The organism is Streptomyces sp. NPDC007264 (assembly GCF_042869095.1).
Lineage (GTDB): Bacteria > Actinomycetota > Actinomycetes > Streptomycetales > Streptomycetaceae > Streptomyces.
This window is the reverse complement of the sequence record NZ_JBIAFD010000025.1, coordinates 1-26,124: the sequence shown is the minus strand read 5'-3', so window position 1 is coordinate 26,124 and position 26,124 is coordinate 1. Positions and strand designations below refer to the sequence as shown.

The window sequence follows — 26,124 nt, the reverse complement described above, 5'->3', positions numbered from 1 at the left end:
CACTGTCGACCACCTTCTCAGAACTGGATCCCATGAGCGCCATCAACGTCGGTCAGGCCGTCGTCCTCGGAATCGTCGAGGGGGTGACCGAATTCCTCCCCGTGTCCTCGACCGGCCATCTCAAGATCGCCGAGGGGCTGATGGACATCCCCGTCGACGACCAGGCCGTCGTCGGCTTCTCGGCCGTCATCCAGGTCGGCGCGATCGCGGCCGTGCTCGTGTACTTCTTCAAGGACATCGTGCGGATCGTCTCGGCGTGGTTCCGGGGCCTGCTGCACCGCGAGGAGCGGCAGAACCGCGACTACAGGTTCGCCTGGTGGGTGATCGCCGCGACCGTCCCGATCGTCCTGGTGGGCCTGGCCGCGAAGCCGCTCATCGACGGCCCGCTGGCCTCGCTGTGGGTCGTGGCGGCGTCGCTGATCGTCGGCAGCGGGGTGATGTGGGCTGCGGACCAGATGGGCCGACACAAGCGGGGCGAGGACGACACCTCGTTCAAGGACGCGATGCTGGTGGGCTCCTCGCAGATCCTCGCCCTGCTCTTCCCCGGCTTCTCCCGCTCCGGCGCCACGATGTCCACCGCGCTCATCCTCGATCTGGACCGGGTCGCCGCCACCCGCCTCTCCTTCTTCCTCGGCATTCCGGCCCTCACCGGCGCCGGTATCTACGAACTGAAGGACGCCCTGGGCACGGGCGCGGGTGCCGCTCCGCTCGCCGTGGGCACCATCGTCTCGTTCGTGGTCGCGTACGCCTCGATCGCCTGGCTGCTGAAGTTCGTCGCCAAGCACTCCTTCAACGCCTTCGTCGTCTACCGGATCGTCATCGGCGTGGTGCTGCTGGGCCTGCTCTCGACGGGCGCGCTCGACTGACGGTGCCGCACCCGCGGGGCGCGAGGCCGGCCGACGGTCTCGCGCTCCGTACACCTCTCCCGGCGGGGACCTTGACAGGTCCCCGAGGTCTCCCCGAGGATTCGCCTCGTGAACCTGTCAGACAGCCAGACAGGTGGCGCGGGGTCGCGGCGCGTCAGCGCCATGGAGGCGGTCCTCGGCCATCTGCGCAACGCGATCGAGAGCGGTGAGTACGCCGTCGGGGACAAGCTCCCCTCCGAGGCGGAACTGTGCCGGACCCTCGAGGTCAGCCGCCCCGTGCTGCGCGAGGCCCTGAGGGCACTGCAGACCATGGGCCTGACCGTCTCCCGGACCGGCAAGGGCACCTTCGTCGTCGCCGGCACCGTGGAGGACCCCACCTTCGGCGACTACGCGGCCAGCGACCTGATGGAGGTGCGCCGCCACATCGAGATCCCCGTCGCCGGATACGCGGCCCTGCGCCGCACCCCGGAGAACCTCGACCGCCTGGCCCACCTCCTGGACCGGATGGAGCGGGAGACGGACACCACCGCGTGGGTCGCCATGGACACGCTCTTCCACCTCACGGTGGCCGAGGCCGCCCAGAACCCGGTCTTCCGCCGGGTGATCGAGGAGATCCGGGACGCGCTGGCCCGCCAGTCGGCCTTCCTCAACGAACTGGGCGGCCGGCGCGAGCAGTCCAACCGCGAGCACCGGGCGATCGTCGAGGCGCTGACCGACGGCAGCGAGCTCGACGCGGTGGAGGCCATGACCCACCACCTCGACCGCGTGCGGACCACCCTCAGCGACATCGTGCGTCACCGGTCCGCGGACGATCCCGCGGACGGCGGGCCCACGGTGTGAGCGAGCGTCCCCCCGAGTCCCCCCGAGTCCCCCCGAGTCCCCGCAAGTCCTCAGTGACCCCTCAAGGTGAAGTGTGAACCACACAGTGCTGAACGGACGTCCGGCGTCGGCGGCTCCCGTGATCCGGGAACCCCGCCACGTCCCCGTCGCCCACCTCATACGCGGCGGAATCGTCGAAGGCGTCCACTACGGTTCGGTCGTCGTCCTCGGCACGGACGGGACCGTGGAACTGGGGCTCGGTGACATCGAGGCCGCCTTCCTGCCCCGCTCGGCGCTGAAGCCCGTGCAGGCCGTCGCCATGGTGCGGGCCGGGCTGCCGCTCGACCGGGAGCTGCTGTCCCTGGCCGCGGCCAGCCACTCCGGCGAGGAGCGGCACCTGGCCGGCGTCCGCCGGATCCTGGTGGCGGCCGGTGCCACCGAGGACGACCTGCGCAATGTCCCCGACCTGCCGTACGACCCGGTCGTCCGCGACGCCTGGGTGCGCGAGGGGCGTCCGCCGTCCCGGCTCGCCCAGAACTGCTCCGGCAAGCACGCGGCCATGCTGTACACCTGCGGGCTCAACGGCTGGCCGCCGGCGGACTACCTCGACCCGGCCCACCCGCTCCAGCGGGCCGTCGCCGAGACGGTCGAGGACCTCACGGGTCAGCCGATCGCCGGGGTGACCGTCGACGGCTGCGGTGCGCCCCTGTTCTCCGTGTCGCTGCGCGGGCTGGCGCGTGCCGCGGCCCGGATCGCCGCCGCACCGGCCGGCAGCCCCGAGGCGCGGGTGGCGGACGCGATGCGCGCACACGCCGAGATGGCCTCCGGCGCCGGGCGGGACATCGCCGCCCTGATGCGCGCCGTGCCCGGGCTGCTGGCCAAGGACGGCTTCGAGGGGGTCCAGGTCGCCGCCCTGCCGGACGGCCGGGCCGTCGCCGTGAAGATCGCTGACGGGGCGAACCGGGCGCGCGTCCCGGTCGCCGCCGCGGCCCTCGCCCGCGCGGGAGTCGACCCGGCCGTGCTCACCGGGTTCGCGGGCGAGCCGCTGCTCGGCGGCGGCGAGCCGGTCGGACGCGTACGGCCGGTCGGCGCGCTCGACCCGCTCGTCCGGGCCCGCGCCTGACCTGACGGCCCCTTCCGGAACGGAACTCGGCCTGCTTCAGACGCGGAAGGCCGCTGCCGCCACCGCCACCGCCATCGGCACGGGCGACAACGCCCCGCCGGATACGCCGGATACGCCGGATACGCCGGATACGCCGGACACGCCGGGCCGGCGCACCGCCACCTCGTCGCGGTCACCTGACTGCCCCTGGTCACCGTCCTGACCCGCACATCGGCCGCGAGGCGGCCGTCGCCGACGGGCTCACGCCGGTGGGCGCGGCGTTCGCGCACTCGTCCTGGGGAAGGGACTGTCGCCGGCCGGCCGACCGGCGGCGCCGCCGCGGCCCGAGGCGGTCGCGGGGCGGCGGCGCGCCGGAGGTGCGCCCGGCCGGTGAGCACGGCGCACGGAACGGCGGGACGGCGCAAGGCCGGCACCGTCCCGCGGGGCACGCCGGTCACCGCGCACACGCCGGTCACCGCGCACACGCCGCTCACCGCGCACACGCCGGTCACGCGCAGGCCGCCCCGGAGAGGGGCGGGCGTCGCCTTCCGGCCACACCGCGTTGACACGCTGCCCGGGTGTTGGCCATGGCTTTTCCCGTCGATCTCCGCCGCTGCCAGGTGCTCGGTGTGGTCGGTACCGCCTTTCTCGCGCTGGGCGGTGAGACCGCCGGGGCCCTGCCGGCCGCGGACCTGGTTCCCCCCGACTCCGGGCGGGCCGCGCTGGGACTGGTGGGGGTGTACTTCGGCGTGGTCCTGCTGATCGCCGCGTGGGCGCTGCTCGGCCGGGTGGTCCGCGGGCCCGAACCGCCCACCCCGCGCGCCCTGCTGCTGGTCCTGGCCGCCTGGGCGGCCCCGCTGCTGCTCGCGCCGCCGCTGTTCAGCCGGGACGTGTACAGCTATCTCGCCCAGGGCGCCATGGTCGACGCCCACATCGACGTCTACGCCCACGGACCCGCGCGGCTCGGCGGCCCGCTGGCCGCCGAGGTCGCGCCGGTGTGGCGGGACACCGCAGCCCCGTACGGACCGGTCTTCCTCGCCGTCGCCTCCGGGCTGTCCGGCCTCACCCGGGGCCAGGTGCCGGCCGGGCTCCTCGGCATGCGACTGGTGGCGCTCCTCGGAGTGGCCCTCATGGCGGCGGCGCTGCCGCGGCTCGCCCGGCAGTGCGGCGTCGATCCGGCCGCCGCGCTGTGGCTGGGCGTCCTCAACCCGCTCGTGCTGCTGCATCTGGTGGCCGGCGCCCACAACGACGCCGTCATGCTCGGACTGCTGGGCGTCGGCCTGCTCGCCGCCCGCGGCCGCCTGCACCTCCTCGGCGTCGTTCTCGTCACCCTCGCCGCGCTGGTCAAGGTGCCCGCCGTGCTGGGGCTGCCGGCCGTGATCGTGCTGCGGCGGCACGTCGGCCTCGGGCGGGCGGCGGCCACGACCGCGGCGGCCGCGCTCGCCACCACGGTGGTGGCCACCGCCGTGGTGGGCACGGGATACGGCTGGATCGCGGCCCTGAGGACACCCGTCTCGCCGCACAACTGGTCGCCCACCAGCGTCCTCGGCCGGGTCACGGCGCATCTGCTGGACGGACTCGGCAGCGGCCTGGCGCCCCTCGCGATCCCGGTCTGGCACGGGGCCGGACTTCTCGCGACCGCGGTCGCGGTGCTGTTCGTCTGGCTGCGGTGGCGGCCGGCCCCGGTGTACGCGCTCGGCCTGAGCCTCGCCGCCGTCGCCGTTCTCGGCCCGGCGATCCGCCCCTGGTACGCCCTGTGGGGCCTGTTCCTGATCGCCGCCGCGGCCCCCAGCGCCTCCGTGCGTCGGCGGGTGGCCGCCGCCACCGCCGTCCTCGCGCTCGCCGTGCTGCCGAGCGGCGGTCCGCCGGACCTCGCCCAGGTGGTCCTCGCCGTCTCCGGCGGAGTCCTCGCGGTGGTCGTGCTCTGGCAGGCGCACCAGGCCGCCCAGGCCCCGGTACTGGGAGGGACCGCGTGAGACCACCGGGCACCGAGAGGGGACGGCTGGCCCTCGTCCTGTGCCTGGCCGCCGCCGTGGCCGCCTTCACCGCCACGGTGCCGCTGCTGCGCGGCTGGTTCGACCTGCGCGTCTACTACGGGACCGTGCACGCCTGGGTGCACCACGGCGGCCACATCTACGACTACCGGGTGCCGGGCACGGCGTACGGCTTCACCTACCCGCCGTTCGCCGCGCTCGGCATGCTGCCGATGGCGTTCGTCGGCCCGGACACGGCGATCCTGCTCGCGCTGCTGCTCAACCTCGCCGCCGTCGCCGTCGTGCTGTGGATCCTCGCCGGCCGCGGCATCGGTCGCCACGGCTGGTTCGGCTGGGCCCTGGCCGCCTGCGCCCTGGCGCTGTTCGAACCCGTGCGGGACACCTTCAGCTTCGGGCAGGTCAATCTCCTGCTGCTGGCCCTCGTGCTCGCCGACGCCCGGCTGCTGTCCACGGGGCGCGGGCACCGGGCCGGCGCCGGCATCGGACTCGCGGCGGCCGTCAAGCTCACCCCCGCGCTCTTCATCGGTCTGCTGCTGCTCGCCCGCCGATGGCGGGCCGCGGCGGTGGCGACCGCCGTCGCCGTGTCCGCGACCGCCCTCGCGGCCTGGGCGGCGCCGGACGCCTCCCGCTTCTACTGGACGCACGCGCTGTGGGACACCGGCCGCGTCGGCCGCACGGACTACATCTCCAACCAGTCCCTCCAGGGCGTCCTCGCCCGGCTCGCGGCCCCGGGCGAGCCCGGCCGCGCCGTCTGGCTCCTGCTCGTCCTCCTCGTCCTCGCGGTGTGGCTGCGGCGCGCCCGCCGCGCGCTGCGGGGCGGCGACTGGCAGGCCGCCTTCGCCCTCACCGGGCTCGCCGCCTGTCTGGTCAGTCCGATCACCTGGGTGCACCATCTCGTCTGGCTGCTGCCGTCGTTCGCCGTGCTCGTGCACGCGCGCCGGCTGCGGACCGCCGGTGCCCTGTACGCGGTGCTGTGCAGCAGCGTGGTGTGGCTGTGGTTCGACGACCCGTCCGGGATGGACGGCTTCCTCGGCGGCAACACATATGTGTGGATCACCCTGGGGCTGCTGCTGGGCCTGCCGGTGGGTCACCCGCCCGGCGGCGGGCCGCCCTTGAGGCGCTTCGTGAGTGCCACCGCGCCCGCGCCCACCGCTGCCGCCACCGCCAGCGCCCCCGTGGTCTCCGGCCAGCCGGGTCCGTCGTCCCCGGCCGCCGCCCGGACGACGGGTGCCGTCCGCGCCGAGGACCGGTCGGGCGGCAGCGAGCCGACCGGCCTGACACGCCCCGCGGCGGCGAATCCCCAGTCGAGCAACGAGCGGGCCTCCTCGTAGACCCGGAAGCCGCCGCGTTCCTGCGGGTTCATCACCGTCACCAGGAGGGTGCGCCCGCCGCGGCGCGCGGCGGCCACGAGGGTGTTGCCCGCGTTGCTGGTGTAGCCGTTCTTGATGCCGAGCAGCCCCGGGTAGGCCGCCACTCCGTCGGCGCCCGTCAGCAGCCGGTTGGTGTTCACGATCTCGTAGGAGCCGGCGCTGCCGGGGAAGCTCGACGCGGCGGTGGCGCAGTAGCGCGCGAAGTCCGGGTCGCGCAGCCCGGCCCGGCCGAACACGGCGAGGTCGTACGCCGACGACACCTGCCCCACGGCGTCGTACCCGTCCGGCGAGACGACGTGCGTGTCGAGGGCACCCAGGGCCCGGGCCTTGTCCTGCATCTGGCGGACCGTGGTCTCCACGCCGCCGTTGAGCGCGGCCAGCACGTGCACGGCGTCGTTGCCGGAGTGCAGGAAGACGCCCTTCCACAGGTCGCTCACCCGGTAGGTCTGCCCCTCGCTGACCCCGACGAGGCTGCTGCCGGCTCCGATGCCCGTCAGTTCCTGTCCCTTGACGGTGTGCCGGGTGCCGCCGGGCAGCTTCGGCAGCACGGTGAGCGCGAACAGCGTCTTGAGGGTGCTGGCGGGCGGCAGGGGCAGGTGCGCGTCGTGCGCGGCGAGCACCTCGCCGGTGCCGGCGTCGGCGACCAGCCACGACAGCGCCGACACGTCCGGGACCTCGGGGGTACCCCCGCGCGGCAGCACATGGGTCCCGGGCCCGTACAGGAGCGGTGGCTGGGAGGCCGTCGGCGGCGGAGCGCCGGGCCCGGTGCGCGCGCGTGCGGCGGCAGGCTGCGGGACGAGGGTCAGCGCGCCGACCGCGCAGAGGGCGCAGCAGGAGACGACGGCACGAGACGGGAATCCGATGGTCATATGGATCACGGTAGGAACGGAGACCGCCTGCGCCCGGATTCCCTGGGCCGAGTGGGCGGATCGTGCACCCGGATGCAGCACGGCCCGGGCCCGGCCGGAGCGGGGCGGGTCATCCGGACGGCAGCGTGGGCCGGATGTGGCGCAGGAACGTCGCGTTGTCGGGCGTGGCCCGCATCCGCTCCAGCAGCGTCTCCAGGTTCGCCTGCCCGTCGCGTGACTGCAGGGCGCGGCGCAGCCCTTGGACCGCCGTCAGTTCCTCGGCGGACAGCAGGAGTTCCTCGCGGCGGGTGCCGGACGGGGTGATGTCGACGGCGGGGAAGACGCGGCGGCCGGCCGCCGCGCGGTCCAGTCGGAGTTCCATGTTGCCGGTGCCCTTGAGCTCCTCGAAGAAGAAGTCGTCGGCGCGGGAGCCGGTCTCGACCAGGGCGGTGGCGAGGATGGTCAGCGAACCGCCCTCCTCCGCCAGCCGCGCGGCGCCGAACAGCCGCTTCGGGCCCTGCAGGGCGGTCGCGTCGACGCCGCCGCTGAGGGTGCGGCCGCCGGCGGCGGCCGCGTTGTTGTGCGCCCGGCACAGCCGGGTCAGCGAGTCGAGCAGGACGACGACGTCCTGCCCCTGCTCGACGAGCCGCTTGGCCCGCTCGACGACCAGGTCCGCGAGCGCGATGTGCTGCTTGGGGGTGCGGTCGAACGTGGAGGCGTACACCTCGCCGCGCACCGAGCGCCGCATGTCGGTGACCTCCTCGGGCCGCTCGTCGAGCAGCACCACCATCAGACGGCACTCGGGGTGGTTGCCGGCGACGGCCGCGGCGATCTGCTGGAGCAGGACGGTCTTGCCGGTCTTGGGCGGGGCGACGATCAGCCCGCGCTGCCCCTTGCCGACGGGCGCGATCAGGTCGATCACGCGCCCGGACAGGCCCGCGGCCCGGTGTTCGAGCCGCAGCCGCTCGCGCGGGTGCAGCGGGGTCAGGTCCCGGAAGTGCGGACGGCCGCGCAGCTCGTCGGGTGTGCGCCCGTTGATCCGCTCGACCTCGGTGAGGGTGCGCTGCCCGCCGTGGGTGCCGACGAGCGTGTCGCCCTTGCGCAACCCGTGGCGGCGGACGAGCGCCGGGGCGACCTGGAGGTCGGCGGGCGAGGCCAGGCAGCCCTCGGCCCGCAGGTGCCCCTTTCCGTTCCCGTCGATGTCGAGGACGCCGGTGACGAGTTGGGGCGGGAGTTCCCGCTGGGCAGGAGGGTGTTCGAGGGTGGTGGTCATGGGGGTCCTTTCGGAGACGGAACGTGGGGAGAACAGGGAAGGAGGAGCCGGGGAGGCGGCATGGTCACACCTCGGTACGGCGGGGAGCATCACCTCGGGTACGGCGGAAACACGCTGCTCGCGAGATGCTGCCGGGAAGCTGACGCACCTGCCGGATGCGGCGGGACGATCAGCGAACTGAGGAAGAACTGGCACCGGCGCCCGAGAGAGGCGTACACAGGTGCTCATCGCACTGTAGCACCCGTCACGGCGCACGGCGATGTGGAACGGGCGCGTGACCGCCGGATGCTGCGGCCCACCCTCGTGAACGCGCCGATGGCGCCGTGCATTCCCCGGCCCCCGGGCCCCCGGCCCCCGGCCCCCGGCCCCCGGGCCCCCGGGCCGGCGGGAAGGGGGCGACGGGCCACCGGCGTCACGACCGGGTACGGGGCGGCCGGGGCGGGCGGCCCCGGGCCGCCCGCCCCGGCGTGGTAACGGGCCTCGTCCTGTCGCGGGTTGACGACCACCAGCAGCACCTCCGGGGAGGCGCGCGCGACGCGGGTGATCCGAACGGCAGGGCCTAAGCTGGCCGTGATGTTCTCCCGACGTGGTCCCACTCTCCGCGAGCTGGCCGTTCAGGCGCTGTCCTCGGTCGAGCGGGGCTACGACCTGCTCGCACCCAAGTTCGACCTCACCCCCTTCCGGACGCCGGACGCCGTCCTGGACGCCGTGGCGGGGGCCCTGGCCGCCGGGGGGCCGTTCGACCACGGGCTCGACCTGTGCTGCGGCACGGGCGCGGGGACGGCGATGCTGCGCGCCGTGTGCCGGGAGAGCGTCACCGGCGTGGACTTCAGCGCGGGGATGCTCGCCGTGGCACGGGAGCGGGTACGGGCGGGCGAACCGCCGCGGGTCGCCTGGGTGCGCGGCGACGCGCGTGCCCTGCCCTTCGGCCCCGCCTTCGACCTCGTCGTGAGCTTCGGGGCGTTCGGGCACTTCGTACCGGGTGAACTGCCCGGTCTGTTCGCCCAGGTCCACTCCGTGCTGCGGCCGGGCGGACGGTTCGCGTTCCCCATCGGGGCCCCGCCGGGCCCGGCCTCGCCCTGGTACTGGGCGCTGCTCGGCTTCGACACCGCGATGCGGGTGCGCAACGCCCTCTGGCGGCCCCCGTTCGTCATGTACTACCGGACGTTCCGGTTCGGTGACGTACGGCGCGAACTGACGCGCGCCGGCTTCACGGTGGAGCACCAGGCGCTGGAGGACCTCGGCCGCCGGCCCGACGGCAGCCCGCGCTGTCGGCTGGTCGTGGCCACGCGGGAGAGCGACACGCCCCGGCCCCGGACGGCCTGACCGCGCCGACCCGCCGCCGGCCGCCCCGGCGCTCCCGGGCTGGGCCCTGGTCCGGATGCGGACGGCGCAGGCGGGCGGCGGCTGGGCCGTCGACGACAGCGAGGCGCGGTCGGCGGACGGCCGGCTGCCGGCCCTGGCGCGCCAGGTGCGCGTCGCGCGGAGGAACGGCGCGCGGCCGACCGGTCATCCGGCGGCGGGCAGCGTGAACTCGTAGACGAGCGGGTTCTGTTGGGCCTCCACCACCAGGTCGGTGATCTCCAGGGGTCGGTCCCACTGGTCGTGCACGCGCCGGGTGACCCGCATGGACGGGGGCATCGGGGTGATCGCGTCGCGGTGGTGCAGGGTCAGGCCGGCCGTGCGCATCCAGTCGTACGCGCGCCACAGTTCGGCCGAGGCCCGGCCGTCGGCCCGGTCGCGATAGCGGGCCAGCTCCGGCACCTCGGCGACGGCGACCGCGGAGAACGAGGTGACGGCCGTGCGCACGCCGCTTCCGTCCGCTGCGGCCGACGCGTAGCGGTGGACGAGGGTCGGCCGCCGCGGGGCGAGGCCGAGGGCCAGGGCGTGCTCGGGCGGGGGGTCCTCCCAGGTGACGGCGGCCCGCCCGGCCTCGATGCCGTGCGCCCCCACGGGGAAGGCCGGCGAGGGGGCCCGTTCGGCCGTCGCGCCGGGCAGTGTCGCGTGGCTGCCGCGGCGGTCGGTGGCGACCAGACCGCCGCGGCGCAGCATCTGCAGGGCCTGGCGCACGGTCTCCCGGCTGACCCGGAAGTGGGCGGCGAGCTGCCTCTCGCCGGGCAGCCGTTCGCCCGGCGGGATGGTGCCTGCGCGCAGTTCGCCCAGCAGATCGGTGGCGATCCGCCAGTACAGCGGCTCGTCGCGCGGGCGGGGGAGCGGGTGGTCGGGACGGGTGGTGCGGGCCATGTTCCGCGCCTCCAGGTGACAAAGCGCAGTCGTGCGGAATCGATGCGCGACCACATCTAGCATTGGTCTAAACCACGAGGGAAGGGTGGTCGGGGACTTCGGCCGAATCCGGTCCCCTGGCGCCCGCGTCCCGGCCGCCCGGTACCTTCCTACAGTGCGCCGTACACGGCGTCGACGAGGGCCATCTTCCTCGGGTCGTCGGCGACGTGCGGCCCCATGTGGTTCATGACGTAGCCGAGCGAGACCCCCGCCTCGGGGTCCGCGAGCCCCGAGGAGCCGCCGAAGCCGTCGTGTCCGAATGCCCTGGGGTTCGGCCCGTACGAGCCGTGGGAACCGCTGAGCCACAGGCCGAGCCCGAACTCCGTGTCCCTTCCGAACCGGTCGCCCAGCACGAGGTCGCGGCAGCCGCCCTGCCCCTCGCGGACCCGCTCGGCGGCCTCCGGGGACAGCACCCGGCGCCCGCCCCACGACCCCCGCAGGGCGAAGATCCCGTACAGGGCGGCGACCGCGCGGGCCGTGCCGTGGCCGTTGAGCGCAGGGAGCTCCGCGGCCCGCCAGGCCGCGCTGTCGGCCTGGGTGGCACCGACGACGGGATTGGCCAGCGCGGCCTGTGCCGCGGGCGCCAACCGGGCGAAGGCCGCCAGGCGTTCGGCGCGGTCGCCGACCGGCGGCTGCACCAGCTCGGCCGCCCGGTGGGACTCCTTCTCGGGGAGCCCGATGGTGAAATCGATGCCGAGCGGCCCGGTCACCTCCTCCCGCAGGAATGCGCCCGGCAGCATCCCCGACACCCTCCGGACCACCTCGCCCACCAGGAAGCCGTAGGTCAGCGCGTGGTATCCGCTCCGCGTTCCCGGCTCCCACCAGGGCTCCTGCGCCGCGAGCCGGGAGACGGTCAGCTCCCAGTCGAAGAGCTGCTCCAGCGTGTGCGGCTCGCGCAGCCCCGACAGGCCCGCGCGGTGCGACAGCAGGTGCCGCACCGGCACCGACTCCTTGCCCCCGGCCGCGAACTCGGGCCAGTACGCGGCCACCGGCGCGTCGAGGTCGACCAGGCCGCGGTCGGCCAGGATGTGCAGGCACAGGGCTGCCGGGCCCTTGGTGGTGGACCAGACGTTGACCACGGTGTCGCGTTCCCACGGACGTGTGCGTGCCGCATCGGCCCAGCCGCCCCACAGGTCGACCACCGTCTCGCCGTTCAGTGTGACGGCGACCGCCGCGCCCAGCTCCTCCCGCTCGCGGATGTTCTCCTCGAACGCCCTGCGCACCGCCGCGAAACGCGGGTCGCACCGGCCGTCGACCTGGGGCACGTGCTGGGGCATGGGTCCTCCGTGGTCCGTCGTGGATACGCCCGGCCGGCCCGGCCGGGCGTGATGAACGTACCGACTGGTCGGACTGGAGGGAAGTCGTGGCGGCCGAAGAACAGCGCACCGCCCGCCGGCGCCGATGCCGTGGCGGCTGCCGTTCCCGGTGGTCGGTGACGGTGCGCCGGCGGAACCTGTGCCCCGCCTCGGACGGGTCCGTGCGGCAGCTCAGAAGCGGGCCGGCAGCCAGCGCAGCTTGACCGCCTCCTGGTAGGGGCCGCCGCCCTCGTGGTCGTTGAAGTCGTACACCTCGATCGCCTTGTCCTCGTGCGCCCACGCGTTGAACGCCGCGAACACCGTGGACGGCGGGCACGTCTGGTCCTCCAGCGCCGCCGAGAACAGGGCGGGGGCCCGGCCGCGCGCGGCGAAGTGCACACCGTCGAAGTACGACAGCGTCCGCATCACCCGCTCGGTGCGGCCGCGGTGCGTCCTGAGGTAGTTGCCGATCTCCCGGTACGGGTCGCGGTCCGTGAGCGTCGTCGCCCGCGGGAAGTCGCACAGGAACGGCACGTCCGGGGCGACCGCCGCCAGGTCCGGGACGAGACCGCCCACCGCGATCGTGATGCCGCCGCCCTGGCTGGCGCCCACCACCGCGGTGCGGGACGGGTCCGTCAGCGGGTGTGCGCGGGCCGCCTCCACGGCCCGTACCCCGTCCGTGAACAGCCGCCGGTAGTAGTACGCCTCGGGGTCCTCGACCCCGCGGGTCATGAACCCGGGGAAGGCCGGAGGGCTGCCCACCGGGTCCGGCGTCTCGCCGCCGCCCCACGCGCTGCCCTGCCCCCGCGTGTCCATCACGAAGTGCGCGCAGCCCGCCGACGCCCACAGCAGATGCATGTGCGGCAGGGCGCGGCCGCCGCCGTAGCCGAGGAACTCCACGACCGTGGGCAGCGGCCCGTCCGCGGACGCCGGCACGGTCAGCCAGCCCTTCACCGGATGCCCGCCGAACCCGGCGAACGTCACGTCGTACACCTGGAGCGTCCTCAGGCCCGTCTCCACGGGCTCGAAGCGGGCGCCCAGGTCGTGCTCGCGGGTGTCCTGCAGCGTCTTCGTCCAGAACGCGTCGAAGTCCGCGGGCTCGGCGGAGGCACTGCGGTACTCGCGGAGCTCGTCGAGCGGCAGGTCGAACAAGGCCATGAGGACCACCTTGACGTCGGCAGTGCGGATGATCACACCGTACGGTCGCCGTCAGGGGGGCCGCCAGACCCCGTCGCCGCTCCCCCTCACGCCGTGCGCCGGCCCCAGTCGGGCCCTGTGCGGGCCCACTCGGCCTCCCACTCCGCCATGCGGTGCCGCTCGGCCACGCGGCCGATCACGGCACGGCCCAGGAGGACGGCCCCGGCCGCACCGCCCGCGGCCCACACACCGGCCGCCAGGGCGTGCTGCCAGACCGCCGCGTCGGTCGGCGGCGGGGCCACGCCGCGCCCCTCGGCGTCCAGCCACACCTGCACCCGGTCACCCCGCCGCGAGCCCGCCGGAACTTCGGCGAGCGTGCTCCGCGTGCCCCCGCCCGGTTCGCTCCAGCGCACCTTCACCGGGTACAGGGGGCGCCCGCCGCCGTCCGCCGAGGGTGCCGCCGCCGGCGCGTCCTCGGTCGGCACGGCGGGCACCAGACGGCGGTCGGCGCGCTGGGCGGTCTGTGTCGTGCGCGCGGTGTCGTACGCCCACCGGCCCACGGCCGTGCCGACGAGCGGTGCCCCGACGCACAGCAGGACGGCGGCGATCAGGGCCGTCCACGCCTCGACGACGTCCGATCGGCGGCGCAGCGGATTGCGCCGCCAGCGCCAGGCGCGCAACCGGGTTCGCATCTCGACCTCCCTCGCCGCCGCGTCCCGCCTCGCGGAGGGCGTCCGTCACGGAAGGACCCCGCGCCCGCGTCCGCCCCGCATCCCTCCGTCGTGCGGGCCGACGGCGGCCGGACACGCCGCGCACCCGCGACCGGGCCGTCGGACCGCCTGCCACGCCGGAACCGGGCGTCCTCGTCGGCTCCTGACCCGTGGACGGCCCGGCCGCCCACCCGTGGACGGCCGCTCGTGGAGCACTCTCCGCGCGGTGCGGGCCGCTTCCGCCATGAGGCGGTCTTTTCTGCTCATTGTCCTCTCGGGCGAAGTTCCCGACCATTTGCCCGTGAAATCCCTCGGGCCCGTGCGCACCGTGGGCGGCTGCGCGCACGGGCCGTCAGCCGGCAGGCGTGCCGGACCGCCCGACCGGTGGGGCGGCCGCCGCCGCGTTGTAGCGCAGCAGATACGCCGCGAAGCGTTCCAGGTCGTCGGTGGGCCAGTCCGAGAGCCGCTCCCGGAACGCCGCCCGGCGGGTGGCGGTGACCCGCGCGAGGATGCGGGTGCCCGCCTCGGTCGGGTGCAGCAGCCGTACCCGGTGGTCGTCCGGATCGGCCCGCCGTTCGATCAGCCCGGCCCGCTCCAGCGCGGCCACCTGCCGGCTGACCGTGGACTTGTCCAGCGCATGGTGCGCGGCCAGGTCGGTCGCGCGGCAGCCGCCGCTCTCCTCCAGGTGCGCCAGCAGCGTGTACGAGACCAGCGACAGCTGCGGGTGCACGCGTCCGGCCGAGGCGCGGGCGCGGCGGGCGAACGCGGTCATCTCGCGCTGGATGGTCTCGACGGCGGCCTCGGCCGCGGCGTCGTCGCGGCTCGCGGCGGCGGTCCCGCCGGACCGTTCGGCTGTCTTCACGAGACCTCCCTCGCTCCTGTGATTGCACAGTACGACCCGGTGCCGGACGCGGGCCGTGGCGGTCCGCGTCCGACCGGCCCTGCTAGGGTGACGGTCCCCGCCGTGGACCGTCCCGGCGTGGTCGTGATCGAGGAGGTGAGACCCATTTCCGCTGTGTCGGCTCGGGTGCTCTCACCTCACATCGGCGCGGATCACCGGCGGTAGGTGACCGCGAGGGCGCCCTTCGGTCAACCGAAAGGCATCTCGGCTCCATGCCACCACTGTCGCGTTCCCACGTCGTCCGCTCCCTTCGTTCCGCCGGCTGTGTCTTCGCCGAGGACGAGGCGGAACTGATCCTCTCCACCGCCCGCACCCCCGACGAGGCCGCCGCCATGGTCGACCGGCGTGCCGCGGGCCTGCCCCTCGAACACGTCCTGGGCTGGGCGCTGTTCCACGGACTGCGGGTCACCGTGCAACCGGGCGTCTTCGTGCCCCGCCGCCGTACCGAGTTCCTCGTCGACCAGGCACTCGCCCTCGGCCGGGACGCCTCGCTCGTCGTCGACCTGTGCTGCGGCTCGGGCGCGGTCGGTGCCGCCCTCGCCGCGGCCCTCGGCGGGCTCGAACTGCACGCCGCCGACATCGACCCGGTCGCGGTGCGTTGCGCGCGCCGCAACGTCGCCGCGTACGGCGGCCGGGTCCACGAGGGCGACCTGTTCGCGGCCCTCCCGGACGACCTGCGCGGCCGCGTCGACATCCTGGCCGCCAACGTCCCCTACGTCCCCACGGACGAGGTCGCGCTGCTGCCCGCCGAGGCCCGCGACCACGAACCCCGGCTCGCCCTGGACGGAGGCGGGGACGGACTGGATGTGCTGCGCCGGGTGACCGCCGGGGCGCCCCGCTGGCTGGCGCCCGGTGGCAGCGTGCTCGTGGAGACCAGCGAGCGCCAGGTTCCCGCGGCCGTCGAGGCGTTCACCCGCGGGGGACTCGACGTCCGGCTCGTCGTCTCGGCGGAGCTCAGCGCCCATGTCCTGATCGGCACGAGGCGGTAGCGGTCCGGCGGGACGGCCTCGCCCCCCGGTTGTGCAACTAGTTGCACAACCGGGGGGCCGTCGTCTACAACAGAAGGACGACACGCCGTACGGAGGGCCCGATGAGCCACTACCCGCATCTGCTGACCCCGCTCGACCTGGGCTTCACCACCCTGCCCAACCGCGTGCTCATGGGTTCGATGCACGTCGGCCTCGAGGAGGCCGAGCACGGCTTCGAGCGCATGGCCGCCTTCTACGCCGAGCGGGCGCGCGGGGGAGTGGGCCTCATCGTCACCGGGGGCATCGCGCCCAACGAGGCCGGCCGCCCCTACGAGGGCGGCGCCAAGCTCACCACCGAGGAGGAGGCCGAGCGGCACCGCGTCGTCACCGAGGCCGTGCACGGCGCGGGCGGCAGGATCGCGATGCAGATCCTCCACTTCGGCCGGTACGCCTACCACCAGGACCTCGTGGCGCCGAGCGCGCTCCAGGCCCCGATCAGCCCGTACGTCCCGCACGCGCTCACGGACGCCGAGGTCGAGCAGACCGTCGACGACTACGCGCGCGCCGCCCGCCTGGCCCGGCAGGCGGGGTACGACGGGGTCGAGATCATGGGTTCCGAGGGCTACCTCATCAACGAGTTCATCGCCGCGGGCACCAACCGGCGCGAGGACCGCTGGGGCGGATCGTACGAGAACCGCACCCGCTTCCCGCTCGAGATCGTGCGCCGGGTCCGTGAGGCCGTCGGTGAGGACTTCGTCATCATCTACCGGCTGTCCATGCTCGACCTCGTCCCCGGCGGGTCCTCCCTCGACGAGGTCGTCACCCTCGCCCGGGCGGTCGAGGCCGCCGGAGCGACCCTCATCAACACCGGCATCGGCTGGCACGAGGCCCGCATCCCGACCATCGCCACCTCCGTGCCGCGCGGCGCGTACGCATGGGTGACCAAGAAGGTGATGGGTGCCGTCTCGATCCCCCTCGTGACCACCAACCGCATCAACACTCCCGAGGTCGCGGAGCAGTTGCTCGCCGAGGGCTACGCCGACATGGTGTCCGTGGCCCGTCCGATGCTCGCCGACGCCGATTTCGTCGCCAAGGCCGCGGCGGGACGTCCCGAGACCATCAACACCTGCATCGGCTGCAACCAGGCGTGCCTCGACCACACCTTCAGCGGCAGGATCACCTCCTGCCTGGTCAACCCGCGCGCCTGCCACGAGACCGAGCTGGTCCTGTCGCCGACCGGGCTGCGCAAGAGCGTCGCGGTGGTGGGCGCCGGACCCGCCGGGCTCGCCTGCGCCGTCTCGGCCGCCGAGCGCGGCCACGACGTCACGCTCTACGACGCGGCGGGTGAGATCGGCGGCCAGCTGAACATCGCCCGCAAGGTCCCCGGCAAGCAGGAGTTCGACGAGACGCTCCGCTACTTCCGCACGCAGCTCGAACTGCGCGGCGTGGACGTCCGGTTGAACACCCGCGTCACCGCCGGCGACCTGGCCGGCCACGACGAGGTCGTCGTCGCCACCGGGGTCGCCCCGCGCACTCCCGAGATCCCCGGCATCGACCACCCCAGCGTCGTCGGGTACCTCGACGTGCTGCGCGACGGCGCCCCCGTCGGCGAGCGTGTCGCGATCCTGGGCGCCGGCGGCATCGGTTTCGACGTCGCCGAGTACCTCACCGACGCGGGCGACAAGGCGAGCGAGGACCCGGCGACCTACTTCCGCCACTGGGGCGTCGACATGGACTACCGCACACCCGGCGGCCTCGCCGCGCCCGAGCGGCCGGCCCCGCCGCGCACCGTCCACCTCCTGCAGCGCAAGACCTCCAAGGTCGGCGCGGGGCTCGGCAAGACCACCGGCTGGATCCACCGCACGGAGCTGAAGCACCGCGGTGTCACCATGGTCCCGGGGGTCAGCTACGACCGGATCGACGACGCCGGGCTCCACATCACCGTCGACGGCGCGAGCCGGCTCCTGGAGGTCGACACGATCGTCCTGTGCACCGGGCAGGAGCCCTGCCGCGACCTGTACGAGGAACTGGTCGCCGCGGGCCGGGCGCCGCACCTCATCGGTGGCGCCGACGTGGCGGCGGAGCTGGACGCCAAGCGTGCGATCAAGCAGGGCACGGAAGTGGCCGCGGCGCTGTAGGTGCCGTGGGCCGCTCCCTAGGATGAGCTCATGTCACTCCCGCACGCGATCCTGACCGCCCTGCTGGAGAAGCCGTCGTCGGGGCTCGAACTGACCCGTCGGTTCGACAGGTCGATCGGCTATTTCTGGTCGGCGACCCACCAGCAGATCTATCGCGAGCTGGGACGGCTGGAGCGCGACGGCCTCATCCGCGCGCTCCCCGCCGAACAACCGACCCGCGGGCAGAAGAAGTCGTACGAGGTCCTGCCCGCGGGCCGCGCCGAACTCGCCCGCTGGACCGCCGCGTCCCAGGACCCCAAGCCGGTGCGCGACGTGATGCTGCTGCGGCTGCGTGCCGCGGCCGTCGTCGGGACCGAGGGCATCGAGGCGGACCTGCGCCACCACCTCGCCCTCCACCAGCGGCAGTTGGCCGAGTACCAGGAGATCGAGCAACGCGACTTCGGGCCCGGCAGGGACTCCGCGCAGGACCGTATCCGGCATCTCGTGCTGCAGGCCGGCATCGACCTGGAGACCTTCTGGACCCAGTGGCTGACGCACGCCCTGGACGCGTTCGACGACCTGCCCGCACCCGACCGACCGGACGCGCGGAGCTAGTGCTGTGACCGGGAAGGTTCACCGGCTCGCGACGCCCGGCACGGCTCCCCCACGCTCGGCTGCGCTCGCGCGGGAGGGGCCCCCACCGCCGCGTTGTCGCATCACCCGCGTACATCCAGTACGCGGGCGACACTCCGCCTTGCGATGCTCCCCCGCAGCCCGAAGGGCGCGGGAGGTGCCCCCGGCACCGGACGCCGCGAGCTTCCGGCAAACCTTCCCGGCCACAGCACTAGCGCCATGGTCCGCCAGTGGCGGTGCGGGGTGCGACAGCCGTTGTCACCCGCCCGTCGTCACCCGCCCGTCGTCACCGTCCGCTCGGGCGAGAAGCCGCCCCAGGTGCCGTCCGGCAGCTTCGCCCGGATCCGCACCCGGTGCGTGACCCCGGCTTCCCGGCCCACGTAGAAGCTGTAGGAGGCCGTGGTGCGCGGCACCGTCCCGCCCCAGACGAGTGAGGTGGCCGGCTGCCCGTCCAGGTGGATCCGGTACTCCGTGACGACGCTGTCGGCGTCCGGGGGTACCCAGGACAGATCGAGGTAGTACGCCCCGTCGGCGCGGTGTGCCGTGGCACGGAAGCGGGTCGGGGCGGTGCCCCTCCCGTCGTCGGAGCCGGGCGCCGTGGTGAGGCGCACCGCCGCGCTCGCCGGTGACAGGTTGCCCGCCGCGTCCCGGGCCCGGACGGTGAACGCGTAGCGCCTCCCGGCCCGCAGCCCGGTGATCACGGCCGTCGTCCGCCCGCCGCCCACACTGTGGATCTTGGAGCCGCCCTGGTAGATGTCGTAGGACGCCACGCCCCGGTCGTCCGTCGACCGTCCCCAGGCCAGCCGGACCGCACGGCTCCCGACGGCCCTGCCGCTCGCACGTCCCGGCCGGGACGGCGCCCGCGCGTCGTCGGCTGCGGCCGCAGGCGTGGTGGCGCGGGCCTCCCGGCTCGCCGGGCCGAGGACGCCGCCGGTGCTCCGGGCCCGCACCGTGAAGACGTACGTCGTCGACGGTTCGAGCCGGGTGATGTCCACCATGTGCTCGTCGCCCGGCACCTCCCCGGCCTTCGTGGTGCCGCGACAGACCTCGTACCGGGTGATCTCCGGGCCGCCGGACAGACGGGTCCACATGACGTGCACGCTCGTCGCGCTGCCCGCCACCGCCGTGATCCCCAGCGGCGCCCGGGGCGGCTGCCCGTCTCCTCCGTCGTCCACGGCGCCCCGGGCGCAGGACGTCAGGAGCAGGAGCGAAGCGCAGAGCACCGGCATCGGAACGCGTCGCACAGGCCCCCTCCCTCCGCCCGGATTGGTCTGTACCTTTATGGCACGACTGCTCCGATCGCGGCAAGAGGGCGGGCGGTTGGCGGCGGAGTTCCCCGCGGTGCGCCACGGCTACGTATGCTGGTGCCTGACGCGGCGTGAACTTGCTTGCTATCTGCGGCAGTTCGTGCCCATCGGCGCGGTCCGCTGTCGTCGCTGTTCCCGCGCCGACGAGCGCGGTCGAGTGGCCGGGACGGGTTTCCCGGCCACTCGACCGCACCAAGCGTCTGTGCTCCGTCCGGTTCCCCCTTGGTGGACGAACGCCCGAACGTGGCACCTCTTCGCAGTGAATGACTGGCCGTCACCTCCGGAAGAGGGGCTCTCGTCGTGTTCATTCCACTGCTGCCGGCCGTGGTCGGTGCCGCCCTGCTCGCCCCGGCCCTGCTCGACCCCGCCCTGCTGCTCGCCGACGCCCGACCGCAGCGGCATCCGACCGCACACGAGGGCGCCGTGCGCGCCGCCGACCTGCTGGACGCGGTGCGCGACTGCGTCCCGGTGTCGCGCGGGCGCTACCGCAGCGACCAGGGCACCCCGGCGGACATCCCGGTCTGCGGTGCCCGCGGCGCCGTGTTCTGGAAGGCGGACATGGACACCGACTGCGACGGGCGGCCCGGCCCGGTGTGCAACCGGCGGACCGATCCGTCCTTCACCCCGGCCACCACGTACCAGCAGTCCGACGGGCGGCACGTGAGCGCCGAGACCCTGCCGTACATCGTGGTGCCCGGCCCCAGCGCCATCTGGGACCACCGGCGGTACGGCATCGGGGGCGGTTCCGTCGCCGCCGTGATCCACCGTGGCCGTGTCCGGTACGCCGTCGTCGGCGACACGGGCCCCCGGGAGATCATCGGCGAGGCGTCGTACGCCGCCGCCAGGGCGCTGGGCATCCGCCACGACCCGCGCACCGGCGGTGCCGACTCCGGGGTGACGTACATCGTCTTCAGGGACGCGCGAGTGCCCCGGCTCGAGGACCGCCGGGCGACCAGGGCGCGGGGGGAGGAACTGGCGCGCAGGTTCCTGCGGGAGAACGGAACCCGCGGGGGGAGCGGGCGCGACCGGACCTGACGGTGCCGCCGCCGGCCCGGGTCGGCGGCGGCACCGCGCCGTGGTCTACTCCTTCCGGTACGCGTACGCCTCCTTGGCCGCCGCCTCCACCGCCGCGAGGTCCGCGCCCGTGGAGGCCGTGACCGTCGCGGCGACCGCGCCCTCGACGAAGGGCGCGTCGACCAGCCGGGTGTTCTCCGGCAGTTCGTCCCCCTCCGCCAGCAGCGCCTTGACGGTGAGGACCGCGCTGCCCAGGTCCATCAGCACGGCGACCCCGGCGCCCCGGTCCACGGAGGCGGCCGCGGCCGAGATCCGTTCGGCGCTCGTGCCGAAGCCGCCGTCCTCCGTGCCGCCCGCGGCGGCGACGGGCGCGGTCGCCCCGCCGCCCGCCAGTGCCGTCGCCATGTCGGCGACCGACGCGGCCACGGCGGCGCTGTGCGAGACGAGCACGATGCCGACCCGCTTCTCGTCGGTGTCACTCACCGGCGGCCTCCACGAGTGCGGCGACCAGCAGGGCCGAGGAGGTGGCTCCGGGGTCCTGGTGACCGATGCTGCGCTCACCGAGATAGCTCGCGCGGCCCTTGCGGGCCTGCAAGGGCGTCGTCGCCACGGCGCCCTCCTCGGCGGCGGCCCTCGCGGCCTCGAACGAGGTGCCGAGCGCGTCCACCGCGGGCATCAGGGCGTCGACCATCGTCTTGTCGCCGGGCGAGGCCCCGCCCAGCGTCATGACCGCCTCCACACCCGTCCGCAGCGCCTTGGCCAGCTGCTCCCCGGACACCTCGGAGGCGTCCCCGAGGGCCTTGCCGGTGCGGCGCAGCAGCGTGCCGTACAACGGTCCTGACGCTCCGCCGACCGTCGAGATCAGCTGCCGGGCGGCCAGCTGGAGGACCGCGCCGGGCGTGTCCGGCGCCTCCTTCTCCAGCGCGGCGGTCACGGCACGGAACCCGCGTTGCAGGTTGGCGCCGTGGTCGGCGTCGCCGATCGGCGAGTCGAGCGCGGTCAGCCGCTCGGCCTCGCGTTCGACGGACGCGGCCGCCGTCACCATCCAGCGGCGGAAGAAGTCGGCATCGAGCACGGGATCTCCTTGCGTGGTACGGACGTTGACCTCACTCACCTGCCCCAGCGCAGCCCCGGCGTGCTGACCGGCGCGTCCCACAGGCGCAGCAGTTCCTCATCGACCTGGCACAGGGTGACCGAGGCGCCCGCCATGTCGAGGGAGGTGACATAGTCGCCGACCAGGGTGCGGGCCACGGGGACGCCGCGCTCGGCCAGCACCCGCTGCACCTCCGCGTTGTAGCCGTACAGCTCGAGCAGGGGGGTCGCGCCCATCCCGTTGACCAGGACCAGCACGGGGTTGCGCGGTTCCAGGTCGTCGAGCACGGCGTGCACCGAGAAGTCGGCGATCTCGCGGGAGGTCATCATCGGGCGGCGTTCGCGCCCCGGCTCGCCGTGGATGCCGATGCCCAACTCCAGTTCGCCCGACGGCAGATCGAACGTGGGGGTGCCCTTCGCCGGCGTGGTGCAGGCGCTGAGGGCGACACCGAAGCTGCGGGAGTTCTCGTTGACCTGCCGGGCGACGGACTCCACGCGTTCCAGGGGCTGCCCCTCGTCCGCGGCCGCCCCCGCGATCTTCTCCACGAACAGGGTGGCGCCGGTGCCGCGGCGGCCCGCGGTGTAGAGGCTGTCGGTGACGGCCACGTCGTCGTTGACGAGGACCTTCGCGACCTGGATGCCCTCGTCCTCGGCGAGCTCGGCCGCCATGTCGAAGTTCAGCACGTCGCCGGTGTAGTTCTTCACGATGAACAGCACGCCCGCGCCGCCGTCCACGGCCGCCGCCGCGCGTACCATCTGGTCGGGCACCGGGGAGGTGAACACCTCGCCGGGACACGCCGCCGACAGCATGCCGGGGCCGACGAACCCTCCGTGCAGCGGCTCGTGCCCCGAGCCGCCGCCGGAGACGAGAGCGACCTTTCCGGCGACCGGGGCGTCGCGCCGTACGATCACCCGGTTCTCCACGTCGACCGCCAGCTCGGGATGGGCGGCCGCCATGCCCCGCAGCGCGTCCGCGACCACCGTTTCCGGGACGTTGATCAACATCCTCATGGGTACCTCCTGGGAGCCTGCCCGGCCTCTGGACCCGGCTGGGGTGATGCCGGACTCGCTGACATGCCGTCAGGTAAGGGGGGACGTCGTCGGTTCATTGTCGGAAAGTATCGGCGCTGAGGAGGCGATGGTCACGTGTGTCGACGTTCTCCGGTGCATACGGGTCACACGTCTGCCGGTGGGACGCGGGGGAGTCGTCGCCGAGGGCCCGGAAGGGCCACGAGCGCGCGGACGCCGGCAGAGGCGGGGCGCCCCCGCCGGCGTCGGGTCAGGCGAGGTGGTCGGCGAGCTTGCGCTCGAGCGCGGCCTTGGACTTGGCGCCCACGACGGTCTTCACGACCTTGCCGCCCTTGAAGAGCTTCATCGTGGGGATGGACAGGACCCGGTAGCGGGAGGCGGTCGCCCGGTTCTCGTCGATGTCGAGCTTGACGATGTCGATCTTGTCGCCGTGCTCCGCGGCGATCGCCTCCAGCACGGGGGCGACCTGACGGCACGGGCCGCACCAGGCGGCCCAGAAGTCGACCAGGACCGGCTTGTCGCTCATGAGGACGTCCTGGTCGAAGGAGTGGTCGGTCACGTTCTTGAGAGCCATACGGTGATTGTCCCCCGCAGCCGGATGCCGGTCCTGGCCGGGCCCGGAGACGCCACCGACGGGCCCCGGGGCCCGGCCGGCCGGCGCCGGTGCCGGGCGGCGCCCCTCAGGTGCGGTCCCCCTTCGGTTTCCCCGGCTGGTCCGGTGTCCCGTGGGGCGGCGGCTGCTGGGCTCCGGCGAGGTGGCCGGCGACACGGGAGAGCCGGCCCTGCTCTCCCTCGTCTCGGGGCGCAGGCCGGCCCGGTCGCCGGAGGTCGGTTCGGCACCCGCCCGCAACTGCTCCAGCCGGGCCGACAGCAGCACGGTCACGGGGAGGCGGTCGGCGTGCGCGCGCTCGTGGGCGAGCAGTGTCTCCACCTCGTCGGCGGTCAGGGCGCGGATGCGGCCCTCCAGGCCGCCGATCGGCAGCTGGTCGTAGTCGGCCAGTGGCAGGGTGGCGCGGCCGGGGTCCGCCGTGGATCTCACTTCCCTCGGCTGCCGGCTTTGCGCCCGAGTGCCCTTCGCCACGGCCGGGGAAACGGTCCGGGCCCCCGGGGCGCCGGGTTTGACGGGGTCGGCACCGGCTACCCGGGCGGGGTGACATCGACGACATCGCAACAGGAGCTCATCCGGTTCCTGGAGGACCGCTTCGCCTGTGCGCAGGCCTGCGTGCGGTGCGCGCGGGCGTGCGCGCTGCGGGCGAGTCTGGTGGATCCGGGCGGGAGCGAGGAACAGGAAAGTGTGCGCCGCAGGGGCATCATGATCGCGGAGGTCTGCGACGCGACCTGCCGCGTGCTGTCCGAACAGACCCGGCAGGACGAGGACAGCATCCGGGGACAGGTGGAGTGGTGCCGGGCCGTCTGTCTGGAGTGCGCCCACGTCTTCGACGCGGACCCCGGCGGCCGGGAAGCCGCGCAGGCGTGCCGGACGTGCGCCCGGGCCTGCAGCGACCTGATCGGGACGCTGGCCTGACCTGGCGCTGGGACCACGCGCCGGGCCGGTCGCCCGCGCCGGGCACGCATGCATTCCCGCCTCCCCGCCATTCCCAATTTCTGAAACACGTTCTACGGTGTGCGCCGTCAGGACCTGCCCTGGGAGCCTGGAGGCGCCGTGCATCTCGACTACACGCCCGAGCAGCAGCGGTTGCGCACCGAGCTGCGTGACTACTTCGCCGAACTGGTGCCGGACGACGCCCGCGCGCTCCCCCCCGGCCCGAAAGGCGCGGGAGGTGCCACCCTCGCCGACCCGGCGGCGCGGAAGCGCTTCTACCGCGACACCATCCGCCGTCTCGGCGGCGACGGCTGGCTCGGCGTGGGCTGGCCGCAGGAGTACGGCGGTCGCGGTCTGACCCCCATGGAGCAGTTCATCTTCTTCGACGAGGCCGCCCAGGCGGGGGTGCCACTGCCGCTGATGGCCCTCAACACGGTCGGTCCGACCCTCATGCGGTACGGCACGGACGAGCAGAAGGCGTACTTCCTGCCGAAGATCCTCTCCGGCGAGATCGACTTCGCGATCGGCTACAGCGAGCCGGAGGCGGGCACGGACCTCGCGGCGCTCAAGACCCGGGCCGTCCGCGAGGGCGACGAGTACGTCGTCAACGGGCAGAAGATCTGGACCACCAACGGCGACACGGCCGACTGGGTGTGGCTCGCCGTGCGCACCGACCCGGACGCGCCGCCGCACAAGGGCATCACGATGCTGCTCGTGCCGACCTCCGACCCCGGCTACTCCTGCACCCTCATCAACACCCTCGCCTCGCACGACACCACCGCCAGCTACTACGAGAACATCCGCGTCCCCGTCTCCCGGCGCGTCGGCGAGGAGAACGAGGGCTGGCGGCTGATCACCAACCAGCTCAACCACGAACGCGTCACCCTCGCCGCGCACGGCACCATGGCCATCCGCGCCCTGCACGACGTGCAACGCTGGGCGATGGAGACCAAGCTCGCCGACGGGCGCCGCGTGATCGATCTGCCCTGGGTCCGGCGCGGACTCGGCCGGACGCACGCCGATCTGGAGGCGATGAAGCTCCTGAACTGGCAAATGGTGAACGCGGTACAGGACGGCACGCTCACCCCGCAGGACGCCTCCGCCGTCAAGGTCTACGGCTCCGAGGCCCGCCGTGCCGCCTACGCCCGGCTCATGGAGATCGTCGCGGCCGCGGGCGCGCTGAAGGAGGGCTCGGCGGGCGCCGTGCTCCACGGCGAGCTGGAGCGCGGCTACCGCTCCGCAGTGATCTTCACCTTCGGCGGCGGGAACAACGAGATCCAGCGCGAGATCATCTCCTGGATCGGCCTGGGGATGCCCCGCGTGCGCAGGTGAGCCGGCCGTGTGGTCGGGTAGCCGGAGACCATTGCTGATCCCCGGCCCCCTCAGAACCGGACGTGCGGGCTTTCCTCGCATCCGGCTCAAGCAAGCCACGAGGGCTTCGCAGGTCAGCAGGGTTGTGTGGTCCGTTTGCTGTCGCCAGCGTGGTGCTGGCGGTGGCATTCGGAGTGCACGAGGCGAAGGTTGTTCCGCTCGTCCGTGCCGCCGTCTCGCCGGTAGGTGAAGTGATGCTTGTGGAGCATCTTCTTCGAGGCCGCGAACCAGTTGATCCACTCGCGTGGGCTGTCCGGTTCGTACTCGGCTCCGACGATCAGCGCCTGCTTGCAGAGAGGACAGAGCCCCTGCTGCCGGACCGCCAGGAGAAGACTCGTCTTGTCCATCGGCGGCGCCGCGAATTTGATGAGGAAGGCGCCGCTGTCGCGGTCGCCGAACACCCACCGGTCTCGCCGGGACGGGTGGAACCTGCCGAAGTACCGGGCCGCGAC

At 74.0% G+C, this 26,124-nt stretch carries 24 protein-coding genes and 2 pseudogenes; 13 read left to right on the top strand and 13 right to left on the bottom strand.

Annotated features, from left to right (window positions below; all coding sequences use genetic code 11):
- The first annotated feature begins 32 nt into the window (after positions 1-32).
- The 5 genes from ACFYMU_RS30745 to ACFYMU_RS30725 all read left to right on the top strand — a co-directional run bounded on the left by ACFYMU_RS30745 (position 33) and on the right by ACFYMU_RS30725 (position 6,112).
- Positions 33-866 (top strand): undecaprenyl-diphosphate phosphatase, encoded by an 834-nt coding sequence (locus ACFYMU_RS30745; protein WP_388380191.1) that lies wholly within the window; start codon positions 33-35, stop codon positions 864-866.
- A 162-nt stretch (positions 867-1,028) separates the two neighbouring features.
- The gene (locus ACFYMU_RS30740) at positions 1,029-1,706 is read left to right on the top strand and encodes a FadR/GntR family transcriptional regulator (RefSeq protein WP_388380358.1); all 678 of its coding nucleotides are present in this window, start codon (positions 1,029-1,031) and stop codon (positions 1,704-1,706) included.
- A gap of 73 nt (positions 1,707-1,779) precedes the next feature.
- Positions 1,780-2,808: an asparaginase gene (locus tag ACFYMU_RS30735; protein WP_388380188.1), complete on the top strand. Its 1,029-nt coding sequence runs from the start codon at positions 1,780-1,782 to the stop codon at positions 2,806-2,808.
- A 566-nt stretch (positions 2,809-3,374) separates the two neighbouring features.
- A complete protein-coding gene (gene mptB, locus ACFYMU_RS30730) occupies positions 3,375-4,763 on the top strand; it encodes a polyprenol phosphomannose-dependent alpha 1,6 mannosyltransferase MptB (protein WP_388380185.1) in 1,389 nt (462 codons plus the stop codon).
- Positions 4,760-6,112 (top strand): glycosyltransferase 87 family protein, encoded by a 1,353-nt coding sequence (locus ACFYMU_RS30725; protein ID WP_388380183.1) that lies wholly within the window; start codon positions 4,760-4,762, stop codon positions 6,110-6,112. Before mptB ends, ACFYMU_RS30725 begins: the two co-directional genes overlap by 4 nt.
- Before the next feature lie 83 nt (positions 6,113-6,195).
- Here ACFYMU_RS30725 and ACFYMU_RS30720 read toward each other — a convergent pair.
- Both ACFYMU_RS30720 and rho read right to left on the bottom strand, forming a co-directional pair.
- Positions 6,196-7,020, bottom strand: a pseudogene (locus ACFYMU_RS30720) (D-alanyl-D-alanine carboxypeptidase family protein); the annotation flags it as partial.
- Positions 7,021-7,129: 109 nt separating this feature from the next.
- Positions 7,130-8,362, bottom strand: a complete 1,233-nt coding sequence (gene rho, locus ACFYMU_RS30715; protein WP_388380180.1) for a transcription termination factor Rho — start codon at positions 8,360-8,362, stop codon at positions 7,130-7,132.
- A gap of 483 nt (positions 8,363-8,845) precedes the next feature.
- Here rho and ACFYMU_RS30710 point away from each other — a divergent pair, with 483 nt between their 5' ends.
- Together ACFYMU_RS30710 and ACFYMU_RS30705 are read left to right on the top strand one after the other, a co-directional pair.
- Positions 8,846-9,598 (top strand): class I SAM-dependent methyltransferase, encoded by a 753-nt coding sequence (locus ACFYMU_RS30710; RefSeq protein WP_388380177.1) that lies wholly within the window; start codon positions 8,846-8,848, stop codon positions 9,596-9,598.
- 43 nt (positions 9,599-9,641) lie between these two features.
- Positions 9,642-9,812 (top strand): annotated as a pseudogene (locus tag ACFYMU_RS30705) (thioesterase family protein); the annotation flags it as partial.
- Here the strand turns inward: ACFYMU_RS30705 and ACFYMU_RS30700 are convergent.
- The 5 genes from ACFYMU_RS30700 to ACFYMU_RS30680 form a co-directional block, all read right to left on the bottom strand.
- Positions 9,782-10,516: a GntR family transcriptional regulator gene (locus ACFYMU_RS30700; protein WP_388380174.1), complete on the bottom strand. Its 735-nt coding sequence runs from the start codon at positions 10,514-10,516 to the stop codon at positions 9,782-9,784. The pseudogene ACFYMU_RS30705 and the gene ACFYMU_RS30700 overlap by 31 nt on opposite strands.
- 149 nt (positions 10,517-10,665) lie before the next feature.
- Positions 10,666-11,832, bottom strand: a complete 1,167-nt coding sequence (locus ACFYMU_RS30695) for a serine hydrolase domain-containing protein (RefSeq protein ID WP_388380171.1) — start codon at positions 11,830-11,832, stop codon at positions 10,666-10,668.
- 210 nt (positions 11,833-12,042) lie between these two features.
- Entirely contained in the window at positions 12,043-13,008 is a 966-nt protein-coding gene (locus tag ACFYMU_RS30690) for an acetylxylan esterase (RefSeq protein ID WP_388380169.1), read from the bottom strand.
- A gap of 86 nt (positions 13,009-13,094) precedes the next feature.
- Positions 13,095-13,679, bottom strand: coding sequence for a hypothetical protein (locus ACFYMU_RS30685; protein ID WP_388380167.1), 585 nt, complete (start codon positions 13,677-13,679; stop codon positions 13,095-13,097).
- A gap of 370 nt (positions 13,680-14,049) precedes the next feature.
- Entirely contained in the window at positions 14,050-14,469 is a 420-nt protein-coding gene (locus tag ACFYMU_RS30680; RefSeq protein ID WP_388380356.1) for a MarR family winged helix-turn-helix transcriptional regulator, read from the bottom strand.
- A 341-nt stretch (positions 14,470-14,810) separates the two neighbouring features.
- Here ACFYMU_RS30680 and ACFYMU_RS30675 point away from each other — a divergent pair, with 341 nt between their 5' ends.
- The 3 genes from ACFYMU_RS30675 to ACFYMU_RS30665 all read left to right on the top strand — a co-directional run bounded on the left by ACFYMU_RS30675 (position 14,811) and on the right by ACFYMU_RS30665 (position 18,298).
- Complete coding sequence (locus tag ACFYMU_RS30675) at positions 14,811-15,587, top strand: putative protein N(5)-glutamine methyltransferase (RefSeq protein ID WP_388380164.1); 777 nt, start codon at positions 14,811-14,813, stop codon at positions 15,585-15,587.
- Positions 15,588-15,688: 101 nt separating this feature from the next.
- Complete coding sequence (locus ACFYMU_RS30670) at positions 15,689-17,704, top strand: FAD-dependent oxidoreductase (protein WP_388380161.1); 2,016 nt, start codon at positions 15,689-15,691, stop codon at positions 17,702-17,704.
- 30 nt (positions 17,705-17,734) lie between these two features.
- Complete coding sequence (locus tag ACFYMU_RS30665; protein WP_388380158.1) at positions 17,735-18,298, top strand: PadR family transcriptional regulator; 564 nt, start codon at positions 17,735-17,737, stop codon at positions 18,296-18,298.
- A gap of 290 nt (positions 18,299-18,588) precedes the next feature.
- Here the strand turns inward: ACFYMU_RS30665 and ACFYMU_RS30660 are convergent, their stop codons facing one another.
- Entirely contained in the window at positions 18,589-19,545 is a 957-nt protein-coding gene (locus ACFYMU_RS30660; protein ID WP_388380353.1) for a fibronectin type III domain-containing protein, read from the bottom strand.
- Positions 19,546-19,923: 378 nt separating this feature from the next.
- Here ACFYMU_RS30660 and ACFYMU_RS30655 point away from each other — a divergent pair, with 378 nt between their 5' ends.
- Positions 19,924-20,658 (top strand): glycoside hydrolase family 75 protein, encoded by a 735-nt coding sequence (locus tag ACFYMU_RS30655; RefSeq protein ID WP_388380155.1) that lies wholly within the window; start codon positions 19,924-19,926, stop codon positions 20,656-20,658.
- A gap of 45 nt (positions 20,659-20,703) precedes the next feature.
- On the opposite strand, the gene ACFYMU_RS30650 is transcribed toward ACFYMU_RS30655, so the two are convergent.
- The 4 genes from ACFYMU_RS30650 to trxA all read right to left on the bottom strand — a co-directional run bounded on the left by ACFYMU_RS30650 (position 20,704) and on the right by trxA (position 23,332).
- Complete coding sequence (locus ACFYMU_RS30650) at positions 20,704-21,120, bottom strand: PTS-dependent dihydroxyacetone kinase phosphotransferase subunit DhaM (protein WP_388380153.1); 417 nt, start codon at positions 21,118-21,120, stop codon at positions 20,704-20,706.
- Positions 21,113-21,712, bottom strand: coding sequence for a dihydroxyacetone kinase subunit DhaL (dhaL, locus tag ACFYMU_RS30645; RefSeq protein WP_388380150.1), 600 nt, complete (start codon positions 21,710-21,712; stop codon positions 21,113-21,115). The genes ACFYMU_RS30650 and dhaL overlap by 8 nt, the downstream gene beginning before the upstream one ends.
- Before the next feature lie 35 nt (positions 21,713-21,747).
- Positions 21,748-22,740: a dihydroxyacetone kinase subunit DhaK gene (gene dhaK / locus ACFYMU_RS30640; RefSeq protein ID WP_388380147.1), complete on the bottom strand. Its 993-nt coding sequence runs from the start codon at positions 22,738-22,740 to the stop codon at positions 21,748-21,750.
- Between the two features lie 268 nt (positions 22,741-23,008).
- On the bottom strand, positions 23,009-23,332 hold the full coding sequence (gene trxA, locus ACFYMU_RS30635) for a thioredoxin (protein WP_388380350.1): 324 nt from the start codon (positions 23,330-23,332) through the stop codon (positions 23,009-23,011).
- Positions 23,333-23,908: 576 nt separating this feature from the next.
- On the opposite strand from trxA, the gene ACFYMU_RS30630 reads away from it, so the two are divergent.
- Positions 23,909-24,283 (top strand): ferredoxin, encoded by a 375-nt coding sequence (locus tag ACFYMU_RS30630; protein ID WP_388380144.1) that lies wholly within the window; start codon positions 23,909-23,911, stop codon positions 24,281-24,283.
- Positions 24,284-24,421: 138 nt separating this feature from the next.
- Positions 24,422-25,633 (top strand): acyl-CoA dehydrogenase family protein, encoded by a 1,212-nt coding sequence (locus ACFYMU_RS30625; protein ID WP_388380347.1) that lies wholly within the window; start codon positions 24,422-24,424, stop codon positions 25,631-25,633.
- Between the two features lie 113 nt (positions 25,634-25,746).
- Here ACFYMU_RS30625 and ACFYMU_RS30620 read toward each other — a convergent pair.
- A partial coding sequence (locus ACFYMU_RS30620; RefSeq protein WP_388380141.1) for an HNH endonuclease occupies positions 25,747-26,124 on the bottom strand: 378 nt, incomplete at its 5' end.